This is a genomic window from Pseudomonas sp. RC10, assembly GCF_038397775.1.
Lineage (GTDB): Bacteria > Pseudomonadota > Gammaproteobacteria > Pseudomonadales > Pseudomonadaceae > Aquipseudomonas > Aquipseudomonas bambusae.
The window spans coordinates 1192018-1206120 of record NZ_CP151650.1 but is presented as its reverse complement, the minus strand read 5'-3'; the positions used below and the strand labels follow the sequence as shown (position 1 = coordinate 1206120).

Sequence of the window (14103 nt, the reverse complement as noted above, 5' to 3'; positions counted from 1 at the left end):
GAGAGTAGCTATCCGATGAAAAAGACTGTCCTTGCCTTCAGCCGCGTCTCCCCGGAAATGGCCGAGCGCCTGCAGCAAGACTTCAACGTGATCATCCCGGACCCGAAAAAGGGTGATCTGAACGAGCAGTTCAACGAAGCCTTGCCCCACAGCCACGGCATGATCGGCGCCGGTCGCAAGCTGGGCCGCGAACAGTTGGAAAGCGCGAAACAGCTGGAAGTGGTGTCGAGCATCTCGGTCGGTTACGACAACTACGATGTCGGCTACCTCACCGAGCGCGGCATCATGCTGACCAATACCCCGGACGTGCTGACCGAAAGCACCGCCGACCTTGGTTTCTCCCTGATCATGAGCTGCGCCCGTCGCGTCGCGGAGCTGGACGCCTACACCAAGGCGGGTAAGTGGACCCGTAGCATCGAAGCGCCGCAGTTCGGTACCGACGTTCACGGCAAGACACTGGGCATCGTCGGCATGGGCAACATCGGCGGTGCCGTTGCGCGTCGCGGTCGTCTGGGTTTCAACATGCCGATCCTGTACAGCGGCAACTCACGCAAGACCGCTATTGAACAGGAACTGGGGGCGCAATTCCGAACGCTGGATCAGTTGCTGGCCGAGTCGGATTTCGTCTGCCTGGTCGTGCCGTTGAGCGAAAAAACCAAACACCTGATCAGCACCCGTGAACTGGGGCTGATGAAGAAGAGCGCGATTCTGGTGAACATCGCCCGTGGCCCGATCGTCGACGAACCGGCGCTGATCGAAGCGTTGCAGAACGGCACCCTTCGCGGCGCGGGCCTGGACGTGTACGAGAAAGAGCCGCTGGCCGAGTCGCCGCTGTTCCAGCTGAGCAACGCCGTGACCCTGCCACACATCGGCTCCGCGACCCACGAAACCCGTCAGGCCATGGCAGATCGTGCGTACCACAACCTGCGCGCTGCGTTGTTGGGCGAGAAGCCGCAGGATTTGGTGAATCAGCAGGTGTGGAAGGGCTGATCAACGTCATCGCCTGGGAGATCCAATCGCGAGCAAGCTCACTCCTACAGAATTGCGTCGTTCATGAAATGCGCGCTCGACACAGACCTGTAGGAGTGAGCTTGCTCGCGATGCTTCTTTGATCATGCCCACTCAGGCATGAGCATGATCACAATTCAAGCAGTCCAGCGACCAGCTTTACGCCAACTTCGCCTCGACCGGCACCACCGCCTTCGGCTTCCGGAACACCAGCACGTTGCCGATCATCACCAGCACTAGCCCCATCAACGCGGGCAGGGTCCATTGGTAGCCTTCGGCAAACGCCGAGACGTTCAGCGCCACCACCGGGAACAGCACCGTGCAATACGCGGCGCGCTCAGGGCCCATGCGGCCGACCAGCGTCAGGTAGGCGGTGAAGCCGATCACCGACCCCGGAATCACCAGGTACAACAGCGAGCCCACATACCGCGCATTCCATTCGAAGGCGAATGGCGTGCCGCTGATCACGCAATACGCGCAAAGCATCGCCGCGCCGTACAACATCCCGTAGGCGTTGGTGGTCAGCGGGCGCAGACCCGCTTTCTGTTGCAGGCTCGACAGCATGTTGCCCGCCGAGAAGCACAGCGTGCCGAGCAAGGCCAGACCCAGACCGATCAAGGTTTCGCGGCTGGCACTGTGGCCTGACAGTTCGGGCCAGAACAGGCAACCCAACCCCACCAACCCCAGCGCGCCACCGGTCAGTACGTTGCGGGCGACTTTCTGCTTGAAGAAGATGCGAGCGTTGAGGGCGTTCCATAACGTCGCCGTGGAGAACACCACCGCCACCAGCCCGGTGGGAACCCAGCGACTCGCCGTGTAGAAGCACATGAAGTTCACACAGAACAGGCAGACGCCTTGGGCCAGACAAATCAGTTGCCCACGACGATTCATCTTTTGCAGGGTGCGACTGGCCAGGAGCATGACGAACAGAATCAGCGCCGCGAGGCCGAAGCGATAGACGATCGACACCGGAATCGCCACCTCGCCCAGTTGCAGTTTCAGGGCAATCCAGGTCGTGCCCCAGATCAAAACGGTCAGCAGATACAGCGAGATGTTCATGACAGGCTCCTCAATGAGCCTGCAGTCTGGGCCTGCGCGGCTGACATGATTTGCAAAATCTTGCGCATTTGATCGGTGGCCCGGTGGCAGCACCCCGTCTACGGAGTAGGATGCGAGGCACAGAACATCAGCCTTGCCGAACCCCATGTCGTCACTCGATCAAATCCAGGTGTTTCAATCGCTCAACAGCTCGCCCCACGCGCAGCTGGAGCAGAGCGCATCCCTGGGCGATGGCGTTGTGGCAGCTTTGTGGAACAACCGGCATGACGCTCAGGATTATCACGGGCCGAGTCATCACACCCTGTCGTGCTACATCGGGGGTGGCACCGAAACCTACCGCCGCGACCGACCCGACCTGAAAGGCGCACCGGACAAGATTTGTGTTCTCCCCGCCGGGCATCAATCCTCGTGGGTGGTGAACGGCGACATTCGCCTGGCGCACCTCTACATCAGCCCTGAACAGTTCGCGCTCAATTGCCTGATGCTGCTGGACCGTGAGCCTCGGGAAATGGTGCTGCAAGAAAACACCTTCATCGACGATCCGCAGCAGGCGCAGCGGTTTCATCGCCTGATTCGCCTGAACTGGAGCGAGCCCGGCGAGCGCTTGCAGACCAGCACCCTGGCCCACGAACTGCTCGACCACATGATGTTGAATCAGGTGGGACTGCGCGATGGCCTGCGCCTGAAAGGCGGGCTGGCGCCCCATGTGCGTCGGCGGCTGGTGGAGTTCATCGAGACGAACCTCGCTGAGCCTTTGAGCCTTGGCCAGTTGGCGGCGATGTGCGCGCTGTCGGAATATCACTTCGCCCGCATGTTCCGCGAAAGCTTTGGTTTTCCACCCCATCAATACCTGCTGGCCCGCCGCATGAACCGCGCCCGTCAGCTCTTGCGCACGACACGCCTGCCCTTCGGTGACATTGCGCTGGATTGCGGTTTTGCCAGCGCCAGTCATTTCAGCAACACCTTCAAACAGGCCATGGGCGCAACGCCGCGGGCGTATCGATTGGCGTTTCAGTAAAACCACGTTCGGCGTGCTCACCCACCTTCACGGTCCAACTCTATCTCCTGTGGGAGCGAATTCATTCGCGATGCGGTAGATCGGGCGATACATCTTCAGCGTCTGGACGTTCTTTCGCGAATGAATTCGCTCCCACAGGGGATTTGTGACGTACCTCAAAACCCCAGCGCACCGCCGCCGTCACGGTCTCACTCTATCTCCTGTAGGAGCGAATTCATTCGCGATGCAGTGGTGCAGCAGGCGCATCTCTGTCGTCTGCCCTATTTTTCGCGAATGAATTCGCTCCCACAGGGGATCTGCGATCAGGTCTTGGATCTCAAAACTCCAGCGTCGTCGCCATGATCACTTGCCGCGAATCCCCCATCGACACGAAATACCGGCTCACCGCCGAGCTGTAATACGTGCGGTCGAACAGGTTTTTCACGTTGAGCTGAAACCTCACGTTCTGCCCATCCAGCTTCGTCTCGTAAGTCGCGAAGGCGTCGGCGACGGTGTAGCCCGGCAGGTTGAAATCGTTGTCAGGATTGCCCGCGCGTTCGCCGACGTAATGGGCGCCCGCCCCCACTCTCAAACGGTCTCCGCCGATCAGGCTGCCGACGTCGTATACCGCCGACAGCGAGCCGCTGTGCCTCGGCACGTTCTGCAACCGATTGCCCTTCAACGTCGGGTCTTCCACTACCCACGCGTCGGTGAACGCATAACCGCCGATCACGCTCCATCGCTCCGACAGCTGCCCGCTCAGGTCCAGTTCGGCCCCCCGCGAGCGCACTCCGCCTGCGGTGGAGTACACGGTATTGGCGGTCAGCGAATCGAAATTGGCCACCAGCACGTTGCGCTTGCGGATGTCGAACAGTGCGAGCGTCCCGCTGATGCGATCATCCACGTCCCATTTGGCGCCCAGTTCCCACGCCCTGGACTGCTCCGGCAATGTCGCCGAATCCAGCACCGTGCCCCCAGCCAATGGGGCAATGCTGGCGTTGGGTTTGAACGACTCGGTGTAGCTGCCGTAGAACGACAGCGCGTCGGTGTAGCGGTACACCAACCCGGCGCGGGGCACCCATTTCTGGCCGTTGAGGTCGGTGTTGCGGGTGAACGGCGTGCCCTTCCCGGCCTGCTGGTCGAACAGTTGATAGCGTGCCCCCGCAACGAGAATCCACTGATCGGTCAGGTGCACCGAATCCTGAGCGAACAGCGAGTCGCTGCGCAGGATGTCCACCTGATCGCTGTCCGGGACGCTGACCTGCGTCCCTTCTGGCTCTTGCCCATACGCCGGATTCACATAGCTGAAGGTCGTGCGGCTCTTTTGCCGGATCAGCTCGCCGCGATAAATCTTGCGATATTCATCGTCCGCGCCGAACAGCAGGTCGTGCTGCATGCCCGCCATCCGGACGTCGCCGCTCAACGTCAGCGTCGTGAACCGATCCGTGCTCAACGCATCGCCGGTGCCGTCCATCGAGCGGGTCAGCGTGCCGTTGTCCGGGTTCACGGCCGTCACCCGCACTTGGCTGGCGTCGTAGGTTTCGCGGTTGTAGCTGTAGCCGAGATGGCCCTTCCAGCTGTCGCCGAATTGATGATCGGCCTCGATGCGGTAGAGGTCCGAGCGCCCTTCCATGCTGTTGAACGGCTCGTCCAGACGCCGCGTGACGGGGATGTCCAGCGGACGGTTGGTGCGCGGATCGATGGCCGTGCCGCGGTCGAACGGCGAGAGAAATTCGCGATGCTCGTAGGCGCCCAGCAATTGCGTGTTCTCGCCGTACCAGGCCAACGACGGCGCGACCAGCGTTTCTCGGTGCACGCCGTAATTGCGCCAGTAATCCTCGTCTTCGTGATCGACGGTCATGCGATAGGCCAGGCCCGACTCACCGAGCGCCCCGGTGCTGTCCAGCGTGCCGCCGCTGCCATTCTTGCCTGAACCGAAGCTTGAACCGCGCGCAGTCAGTTCATGGTGCGACTGCAATTCCGGACGTTTGCTGACCACGTTGATCACCCCGCCGGGGTCCTGAATCCCGTACAACAACGAGGCCGGGCCCTTCAGCACCTCGACCCGGTCGGCGGTGGCGTTGAGGCTGCGCCCCTGCACCACCGGCATGCCGTCGCGCAAAATCGAGCCGTCACGGTTGTCGCCGAAGCCGCGTTTCATCAGGGTGTCTTGGGTGCTGCCGAGGGTGTTGCCCTGGGTCACGGCGCTGATGTTGGTCAACGCATCGTCGAGGTTGCGCGGCGCCTGATCGCGCAGGACTTGGGCAGGCACGACGCTGATGGCCTGAGGGGTTTCCAGCTGCGGCGTCGAGGTGCGCGTCACCGATAAGATGGCGGGCGCTTGATAGCTTTCAGCAGCATTGCGGCGCGAGTCGATCTGCGTCAGGCCCAGGGTGATTGCGCCGGAATGGGAGGCAGGTTCGAGGGTGAACGTAGTGTCGGTCGCACGGCGGAAATTCAGCCCGGAGTTGTTCAGCAACTGCCGCAATGCCTGTTCGGCGCTGAACAAGCCGTTCAGCGCCGGAGCTTCGATGCCGTAAGGCGTGTCCTGGGTGTAAATGACGCTTTGCCCGGTGACCCGACTGAAATCGCTGAGGGCCTGGGGCAAGGGTTTGGCAGGGATCGAAAAGTCATAGGCAGGCTCCGCCGCCTGAACGCATGAGGTCCAGGCGGTGAGGATGGATAGGCCGAGCCAGACGTTCACCCCAATGTGCCTCCTGTTGATGTGCATGCTTTGTAGGGCACTGGCACTTTCGCCTGTGGGAGCGAATTCATTCGCGAAAAATAGGGCAGACCATAGAGATGGGTCGGCTGTACCACCGCATCGCGAATGCATTCGCTCCCACAGGGATACACCCCGGCTGCGGACTCACTCAGCGAATCACGATCACCCGTCCAAACGCTTCGTATTGCTCGAACCCCACCACGGATTTCAACGCCGCCAATACCGCCACCGGGTCTTTGCTGGGGAAGCTGCCGCTGACGGTTTTCGCAGCCAGTCGATCGTTCAGCACAACGATGCGGCCGGGGTAGTAGCGGCTCAGGTCGTTGATTACATCGGCAAGTGGGGTGCGGTAGTAATTGAGCCAGCCCTGACGCCACGCCAGCGGGTTGTCGCTGTCGACAGTTCGAGGGTCGGTGGTGCGGGTCTGGTCATAACTGACTTGCTGCCCCGCCGTGAGAATCTGCTGCGGCAGGTCGGCGTCAGCCTTCACGCCCACGCGCCCTGACAACACCGTGACCTGGGCCCCATGGGGCTGCAAACGCACTTCAAACTGAGTGCCAAGCACGCGGGTTTCGCCGCGCCCGCCATCAACCACAAATGGCTCGCCGGTGTGCGTCACCTGAAAGAACGCCGCACCGCGACGCAGCTGCACGTGGCGTTCGCCCTTGGCGAAATGCACGGCGATCGCGCTGTCAGCGTCGAGTGTCACCTGCGACTCATCGACCAGCGTCACCGTGCGGACCTGGCCCGGTGCCGACACGTAATCCGCGCCGACATCATCCAGCCAACGCTGCGGCTGCCACCCCAGCCCAACGCCGACCATCATCACCAGACACGCCGCCATCGCCAGCCCGACGCTCCATCGCGGCAACGAACGCCTTCGGGAAACCGGTGCGTCCATTGCCGCGAGCAAAGCTTGCAGCGCGACAGCGTCCTCTACGGCGAGCTTCGCCGCCGGTTCCTCGCTCATTTCCCACATCACCTGCGCCTGGGCGTACGCCTCGGCGTGAGCAGGATCGGCTTGCAACCACTGGCTGAAGCGCACCTGATCCGCCGCGCTCGGCGCGTCGTGCAGCAGGCTCAGCCAGCTCAACGCGGCATCGTGTTGTTCGGGGGTGATCATCAGAGTGGAATCCAGAGACGCTTTCATCGACGAGCGTCCTCGGACTTCGCACGCAGGGGAATGACCCGCGCACCGTCCTGATCCAGACTCGCCTTGCAGGCTTGCAAGGCGCGCATCATATGTTTTTCCACCGCGCTTTGCGAAAGCCCCACGGCCTTGGCGATCTCGCCGTATTTACGCCCGTGGATGCGGTTGAGCAGAAAGATCTGCCGCGTCTTCTCTGGCAGCCCGCGCAGGGCCGCTTCGATGTGACGCAGGTCGTTGCTGGCTTCCAGCGCCGCTTGAGGTTCGTCGGTGTGCAGCGTTGCTCCGTCAGGCATCAGCCCTTCATTGAGCCGTGCCCGGGCGCCTTCGTTGCGCAGATGATCAATGGCGATGTTGCCCGCGCAACGGAGCAAGTACGTGTTGAGTTCTTCGACCTGCACCAACGGCCGCCGCCAGAAGCGCAAAAACAGGTCCTGAACCAGGTCCGCGGCCGTCGCCCGACAACCGACGCGTCGGTTCACCAGCGCCTCCATCTGTGGACGCTGGGACAGGAACACTTTGAGGAAATGCGCACGGGTGGCCTTGGGCGCGTCCGGATCACCATCGGGTGAGGACGCATCGGGCGTCGGTGGGGTGAGGTCTATCATCTCGGGCTCAGGCCAGCAGTTGAAGGCAAGCGGCCACCGGAGCCAGCAACACTCCGATCCCCGCCAACGACAAGGCCAGCCTTGGCCAGTAAGACATCACGAAAATCAGTAAAAATGCGCTGCTCATCAACGCGGCGAACCATTGCACCAAGGCCTGGCCGATGCTGGTTGAAACCAGCGCTACCCACAGCGACACCAGCAAAGCGACCCAGCCGAACAGCTTCAATCCCCTGCTCCGGGTCTGAGACAGCACACCGCCGACGAGGTCCAAGTAGTGGCGGCTCATTGACAGGCACAGCGCCGTGAAACCGAGGTAGCAGAGCAAGGTCGCGAGGAGCATCAGTTGGCCTCCCGGACCGTGCGTGGTTCACGACCGGAAACCGCAGGGAGCGGCGTATTCGCGATGACGGGTTTGGCGCCACGTCGGAACCTGTAGGCGCCCCACACCAGAAAAATCCCCGCCACCAGCGCCGTCAGATCCAACGCGGCCAGGGTCATGTGTCCCTGTTTCAACGAGGCCAGCAGATAGCCGCCCGCTGTCGCCATGTCCAACAGCGGCAGGGCGCAATACAACGCCGCACCCAGTATCAGTTGCTCCCGCCACGCACTGCGGCCGTCGCGAAAAAACACGCGCAAAAAAGCGTGCAACAGGGCGGCGCCCCAGACGTAAAAGAACACCTTCACTTCCCAGTCGCCACGCCCGGCAAGGCGCACGGGGAGCAGTCGGTTTGCCCAGAAGAAACTCACCACCGCCAGCATCAGCCCCGACATGCTGGCGACATTCAGCGTCTCCACCAGCCTCAGACCAAAGGGCATCACACTGGCCTTGGCGTGCTTGAGCTTGCGTTTGCCGAGCCAGATCACCAAGCCGGAGCCAATCATGGCCGTGCCACCGATGCCCGCCAGAAAATACAGCCAGCGCAGCAACGGCCCCGCGAAATGCCCCATGTGCAGCCCATAAAGGCCGCCCGCCAACATCAGCGACGCCGCGCTCATCGTGCTCTGGTCCGTCAACGCGCCGTTGACGCCATCGAACACCAGCGTGGTCGCGGGCTCATGGGGAATGTGATCGGCGACGTGCCGGGTCAGCGTCACCGAGGCGTTGGCGCTGCCCGGATTGTTCACCGTGATCATGCCGACGCGACTGCCGGGCCACTTGTCGGCGGCGATCTCGAACATCGGTGCAATGGCGGCCATCGGCGCCTTTTCGGTCGCTGCCGGGGTGTTTTTGTAGGCCGGAAACAGGTCGTTGAAAAACGCCTGCGTGTCCTTGCCGTAAGTCGTCAGAATGCTCACCGGCATGATCATCGTCATGAAAATCACCAGGCTGCTGTAGGTGATCATCAGGTGGAACGGCAGCACCAGCACCGCAACCGCGTTATGGCCGTCGAGCCATGTGCGCTGGCCCTTGCGCGGACGAAAGGTGAAGAACTCCTTGAAGATTTTCTTGTGGGTCACGATGCCGCTGATCAATGCGACGAACATCACCATCGCGGCCAGCGACGCCAGCCAGCGGCCCCATGGGTAAGGCATCTGCAACTGAAAGTGGAAGCGGTAGAAAAACTCGCCGCCCATGCTTTCGCGGGCCTGCACCGGCGTGCCGCTCAGGGTGTCCAGGGATCGTTCCGTATAGCGATCGTCCGAATCGCTCCAACCGACGCTCAGCTCCGGCGTGCGCTCGTCCGGCAAGGTAATGAACCAGCGTTTTGCACCCGCCGCATTAAGTTGCAGCCACGCCTGTGCGCGGGCGACGCCATCCGCCGCCGTCACCTCATGAGGCACGATTTCCGGCTGGGTCCACTGGGTGATTTCGTTCTTGAAGTAGGACAGCGTGCCGGTCAGGAAAATCGCGAACAGTAGCCAACCGAACAGCAACCCCGCCCAGGTGTGCAACCAGGCCATCGCTTGACGAAAGCCCTCTTTCACAACAGCCACCGCGCGCTGGCGTACATCGCGCCCAGAACCGCACTCGGCAGCAGTAATCCGAACCAGGCGCGCCACGCCGAGCGACAGGCGAAACACCAGAGCACCGCGATCAGGTACACCAAAAATGAAAGGGTCATCGCCAGCACCACAGCCTCGGCGCGAGCCAGCGGTAGAAACTGCGCCAGACAAATGCTCGACAACGCCGTCACTAGGTAACCGCCGACCAAAGCCGCGACCACGCGAGAAGCCACCGCTAGCCGTCCTTTCAGCGATACCCCATGTGAACGGTTTTTTTTCGGCCTTTTTCCAGGCGCGGGCACAGTCACCGACATCGCCTCCATCACAGGGTCGCTGCGATGCATGGGTCGGGAATGGAGGGGGTCGTTGAAGCAATCGACATGAGCCGGATCATCCTGAAACCAAGCGACGCACAGGCCTGACACACCCGGCGCGCTTAAAAGAACGCAATATTAATGATAAATATTCTCATGTGCAAAGAACTCTAACAAAATGGGCTTTTCCGGTGGTTTCGACCGACAGCCAAAGCCTTGCTCTGAATCAACGTTCCACGTTATTTCGCGCCCGATGCCGACCTGTTCGTTGCTTGAATTGACTTATCATCCGGCGAATCCAACCGCTGCTCGTGAGACCTTTTATCGGCACGACCCGCGAAAACACGGGACGTTCCGCGCTCCTGACGCACTTTCCGCCCAACTGCAAAACCATTTCTGCGATGAAATATTTCTTTCGTTTTGGGGGTTGAATTGTTTTCCGTTCGGCGCCAACACTGTGAGTGAGGGCAGACGAAAATTCACCTTCGTCGAGACTCTCCCGAGCAAGCCAAAGTAAGGGAAGAACTATGCAAATCCAGGTCAACAGCGATAACCACATCGAAAGCAGCATCCGACTGGAGGAGTGGGTACGAACCACCGTTGAAAGCACGCTCGACCGCTACGAAGAAGACCTGACCCGTATCGAAGTCCATATCCGCGACGAGAACGGCGACAAACCCGGCCCGCATGACATCCGCTGCCAGATGGAAGCCCGGCCAAAAGGACATCAACCCATTTCCGTGACCCACAAGGCTGATTCTCTGGATCTGGCCGTGGACGGTGCCGCCGTGAAGCTCGATCACGCGCTGGAACACCTGTTCGGCAAGTTGCGCAGCAAGCGCGGAGGTGTGACGTCCATCGACAGTGCCCAAGGCAGCGATTCGGAAAACCCGGATGCCCTGCTGCAGGAAGAATTTCTGGAGAAAGATGAGGCCTTGCACGGTTAAACCGGCGACTTGAAAAGAGGACACAGAGGGCGGGCCTGCGAAAACAGGCCCGCCCTTTTTTGTGCCCCGCTCAATACGTTCGACGAACTCAACCTGTGGGAGCGAATTCATTCGCGATTGTCCCCTACATCCAACAGATTCCTATCGGCTGTACCACCGCATCGCGAATTCATTCGCTCCCACAGGTCCTCATCCAGCGACTAACAACGCGCACACAAAGCAGGCGCCGAGCGCGCTAATGGTGCTTGTAGACAACCAAAGCAGCAGATGGCTATTACTTAAGTATTCATTCGAAACGGTAAACCCCTTCACGGTTTGATCGCTGAAAGGACTTATGGACCGCCTGAAAGTGCCGTTCGTCCTGAATGGCCCGAACCCTGCAAGTATCCGAACGTCGAGCCTTTATCTCTGCAAGCCCCGCCCTTTCTGGCTCGACGGGCAGCTGACTCGCCAACCCAGATGCCGTTTCGACTCACCGTTGATCCAGCGTCGAGAACTAAAGGGACTAACACCAAGTCAACTTATGCAGATCGATAATCAGGTAGCAGCCCATGGACAATCCTTTTCAACAGATCACCGATGCATTTCACCCAGACTACCGGGTCAACCTGAGCATCCAGGGCCTCGACGGCACCATCATGCTGACACTCTCCAACGAGTCGGGCGTGGTCGCCAAACGCTTGATCAGCGCTGAACAGCGCAATTCGCCCCAGCGCCTGCGTCGCCTGATCGAGAGCGTGCAATTCGGCATCGCCATCGAACAAGGTCACAGCGCCATCAAGATTCTCGCCGCCATGACCGATGGCGACCTCAAGCAATTGACGCCACCGCCCGCGCGCAACAACTTTCTCAACCGGCCTCAATTGAACGTGGGCATCTGACACCATGACGCGAACCTGACGGAGGCGATTCCCTGTCGCCTCCCCGTTCGCGGCCTCTCACTTCATTCGACTGTCGCTTTGCGCGTCGCATCGTCCAACGCCAGGATCGTGTGCGCATTGGTGACCGTTGTCGCCAGTGTATTGATCACGCCGGATCGCAACGCTCCCAACGTCGCAGCCTTGGTATGCATTAGCCTGTCAATCCCGGATTGCACCTTAATACGTCAACCACTACCATTCTGGTGTTTCCAGCGCACAGCCGAAGCGCCGATATACGACGAAACCCTGACAACTCAACAGCTTCAACACACACCATTAAAAGCATGTACAACGAATGAAACGATGGTCTAGAAAAACGCGTGTCTTAGTCTTTGGCACCGGCGCAGGGGGCATCAACTGTTATCGACAAAACAGTGGCCGTTACAACATCGTGGGTTTTCTGGACAACGACAAGCAGAAGCAGGGAAAACGCCTGTTTGGAACAAAGATATTCGCACCCGCCGAACTGCCTCATTTACGTTATGACAAAATACTGATCGCAAGCGATTACTACCTGGAAATACATGAACAGCTGGTGTCATCGCTGAACATTGATGACAACATCATCAACATTTTCCATGCGGGTGCCGCCATCCCGTGGTTCAAGCGCATCAAGCAAACATTTTTATTCGCCCTCTACGATCGACTGTGCAAGAAAAGAGATGTGCTCTCAGACGCTATTTTCCCATTCATTTTCGGAAAAGCATCGGGGATCAAGCGCATGAATCTCGCTTGGCTAGACACCTGCGAGGCCTATCGAGTGCACCGTTTCAGGGAGCCGATGCAGGGCTCTGTACAACCGCCCAGAGTACTCGGGGTTCATACACCGCCTAAACGCCTGTTGATTCCCGAGGTTTCCCTCTACCGGTTCAACAAAGCCACCGTGTATTCCACCTCACGATCAGTGCAACTGCCTGACGGCCTCTTGGTCATGGAGCGTGTGACCACAACCGCTACGCCCACCGCAGATTATTGTGCGGGGCCTGTGATCTATCACGGTGAACACCTGGCGCTGGTTCGCCCGAGTGAGTCAGCCGAACACATTCCCAAAGGCATTATCATCAACGGGGTCAACGAGCTTAACTACTACCATTGGGTGGCTGAAACCCTGACCCAATTACAGTTCATCCGTGAATTACCGCAGCCGTTTTCAAACTACCCATTGCTGATCTCGGAACGCAGCCAGAAAATACCCGCGATACGGTTCATGCTGGATGGCCTTACCAAGGGGCATGACATCGTTTTCCTGAAATCGATGACCGCTTACAACGTAGACGATCTGTTGATGATCAGCGCCGCTGTCAATCTCGTCCCCAACTACAGAGGTCCCGTTGTAGGGTGTGCGGAGAACAGCTTCGCCAGGCCAGAGTCCATCCATTTTCTACGCCAGACCATCACCCATCTCACGAGCAGCCACCCGCCCAGGAAAATGCCGACTCGCATTTTGCTGGCCCGTAAGGATTACCTGCGCAAATACAATCAACGGGAATTGATTACGTTACTTGAGCCCTATGGCTTCGAGCCCGTCTACATGGACGACCTTGATATCGCCGATCAGATTTCTGTGATCGCCAACGCCGAATTGATCATGGGCCCTACAGGCGCTGCGTGGACTAACTTGATATTTGCATCGCCAGGCACCCGCGCGTTGTGCTGGATGCCGATGGAGTTTGGCGAGACGGCCTGTTTTTCCAATATCGCAGACATCAACGGCGTCGAGATGGATTACATCCTGTATCCCGCAGGCACTTCAAATTCACGGGCGCTCTACTTTCACGACTACACCCTCGATTTACAACCCATCCTTGAGTGGGTCGCTTCAAAGACAAGCAACCCCGTCTGATCATCCGAACGTGGTCGGCTCGCCCAAGCCGGCCGACCTCGACTACGCAATCTTGCCCGCGAGATGCTCTCGGGCCGCCGCCACGGCATCGGGCGTGATCTCGAAGAAAATATCCACATCATCTTCGCCAGTGCGGTAGGCGCCCATTTTTTCATGGAAGGAAATAACCCTGGTATTTCCTTTTCTCACATCGAAGTGACATTTGTTAAAGCCGAGGTGCTCAAAACCGAACGTGTACACCAGAAACGCGCTTTCCAGGGCGGAATAACGGGTTTTGTTTTCGTTGAGTATCCAGCTTCCCCAACAGAAAGAATCCTCTCTCATATCGTAGACCCTGACGGTGCCACAGGGCGTCCCGTCGAGCCTTTCGATGATGAAGTAATACTGAGCGCCTTTGGCTTCATCCTCTTTGTAGTGGGATATCCATTTCTTTTGAGCGGCGACGTCGGCAACGACGGCAGATAAAAACGTGTTGTATCGCGGGTCCAGACGTAACGTGAGAATAAACGCCGCGTCCGATTCCTCTATCAGTCGAAGCCGAATTGATTTCGAAGACAACTCCATTTATCGCCTCTGCTGTATTTCGTGGTG

The 14103-nt window shown here is 59.4% G+C and carries 14 protein-coding genes; 5 read left to right on the top strand and 9 right to left on the bottom strand.

The window, feature by feature from the left end; all coding sequences use genetic code 11:
* The first annotated feature begins 15 nt into the window (after positions 1–15).
* Positions 16–990: a D-glycerate dehydrogenase gene (locus AAEO81_RS05500; protein WP_341962153.1), complete on the top strand. Its 975-nt coding sequence runs from the start codon at positions 16–18 to the stop codon at positions 988–990.
* Positions 991–1167: 177 nt separating this feature from the next.
* Here AAEO81_RS05500 and AAEO81_RS05495 read toward each other — a convergent pair whose 3' ends face one another.
* Positions 1168–2067, bottom strand: a complete 900-nt coding sequence (locus AAEO81_RS05495) for a DMT family transporter (RefSeq protein ID WP_341962152.1) — start codon at positions 2065–2067, stop codon at positions 1168–1170.
* 145 nt (positions 2068–2212) lie between these two features.
* Between AAEO81_RS05495 and AAEO81_RS05490 the strand changes: the two genes are divergently transcribed.
* Positions 2213–3085, top strand: coding sequence for an AraC family transcriptional regulator (locus AAEO81_RS05490; protein ID WP_341962150.1), 873 nt, complete (start codon positions 2213–2215; stop codon positions 3083–3085).
* A 316-nt stretch (positions 3086–3401) separates the two neighbouring features.
* Here AAEO81_RS05490 and AAEO81_RS05485 read toward each other — a convergent pair whose 3' ends face one another.
* The 6 genes from AAEO81_RS05485 to AAEO81_RS05460 form a co-directional block, all read right to left on the bottom strand.
* Positions 3402–5795, bottom strand: a complete 2394-nt coding sequence (locus tag AAEO81_RS05485) for a TonB-dependent receptor (RefSeq protein ID WP_341962149.1) — start codon at positions 5793–5795, stop codon at positions 3402–3404.
* A 142-nt stretch (positions 5796–5937) separates the two neighbouring features.
* Entirely contained in the window at positions 5938–6939 is a 1002-nt protein-coding gene (locus AAEO81_RS05480; protein ID WP_341962147.1) for a FecR family protein, read from the bottom strand.
* Positions 6936–7544, bottom strand: coding sequence for an RNA polymerase sigma factor (locus AAEO81_RS05475; protein WP_341962146.1), 609 nt, complete (start codon positions 7542–7544; stop codon positions 6936–6938). The genes AAEO81_RS05480 and AAEO81_RS05475 overlap by 4 nt, the downstream gene beginning before the upstream one ends.
* A 7-nt stretch (positions 7545–7551) precedes the next feature.
* Positions 7552–7884, bottom strand: coding sequence for a DUF3325 domain-containing protein (locus AAEO81_RS05470; protein ID WP_341962145.1), 333 nt, complete (start codon positions 7882–7884; stop codon positions 7552–7554).
* Entirely contained in the window at positions 7884–9470 is a 1587-nt protein-coding gene (locus AAEO81_RS05465; protein WP_341962144.1) for a PepSY-associated TM helix domain-containing protein, read from the bottom strand. The genes AAEO81_RS05470 and AAEO81_RS05465 overlap by 1 nt, the downstream gene beginning before the upstream one ends.
* Positions 9467–9802 (bottom strand): DUF3649 domain-containing protein, encoded by a 336-nt coding sequence (locus AAEO81_RS05460; RefSeq protein ID WP_341962143.1) that lies wholly within the window; start codon positions 9800–9802, stop codon positions 9467–9469. The genes AAEO81_RS05465 and AAEO81_RS05460 overlap by 4 nt, the downstream gene beginning before the upstream one ends.
* Before the next feature lie 527 nt (positions 9803–10329).
* Between AAEO81_RS05460 and AAEO81_RS05455 the strand changes: the two genes are divergently transcribed.
* A complete protein-coding gene (locus AAEO81_RS05455; protein ID WP_341962142.1) occupies positions 10330–10749 on the top strand; it encodes an HPF/RaiA family ribosome-associated protein in 420 nt (139 codons plus the stop codon).
* A 551-nt stretch (positions 10750–11300) separates the two neighbouring features.
* Entirely contained in the window at positions 11301–11630 is a 330-nt protein-coding gene (locus tag AAEO81_RS05450; RefSeq protein ID WP_341962141.1) for a DUF3509 domain-containing protein, read from the top strand.
* A 62-nt stretch (positions 11631–11692) separates the two neighbouring features.
* Here the strand turns inward: AAEO81_RS05450 and AAEO81_RS05445 are convergent, their stop codons facing one another.
* Positions 11693–11821, bottom strand: coding sequence for a hypothetical protein (locus AAEO81_RS05445; protein ID WP_341964669.1), 129 nt, complete (start codon positions 11819–11821; stop codon positions 11693–11695).
* A 143-nt stretch (positions 11822–11964) separates the two neighbouring features.
* Between AAEO81_RS05445 and AAEO81_RS05440 the strand changes: the two genes are divergently transcribed.
* Positions 11965–13512 carry a glycosyltransferase 61 family protein gene (locus tag AAEO81_RS05440; RefSeq protein WP_341962140.1) on the top strand — a complete coding sequence of 516 codons (1548 nt, stop codon included), beginning with the start codon at positions 11965–11967 and terminating at the stop codon, positions 13510–13512.
* 42 nt (positions 13513–13554) lie between these two features.
* On the opposite strand, the gene AAEO81_RS05435 is transcribed toward AAEO81_RS05440, so the two are convergent.
* On the bottom strand, positions 13555–14076 hold the full coding sequence (locus AAEO81_RS05435; RefSeq protein WP_341962138.1) for a GNAT family N-acetyltransferase: 522 nt from the start codon (positions 14074–14076) through the stop codon (positions 13555–13557).
* Positions 14077–14103 lie beyond the last annotated feature (27 nt).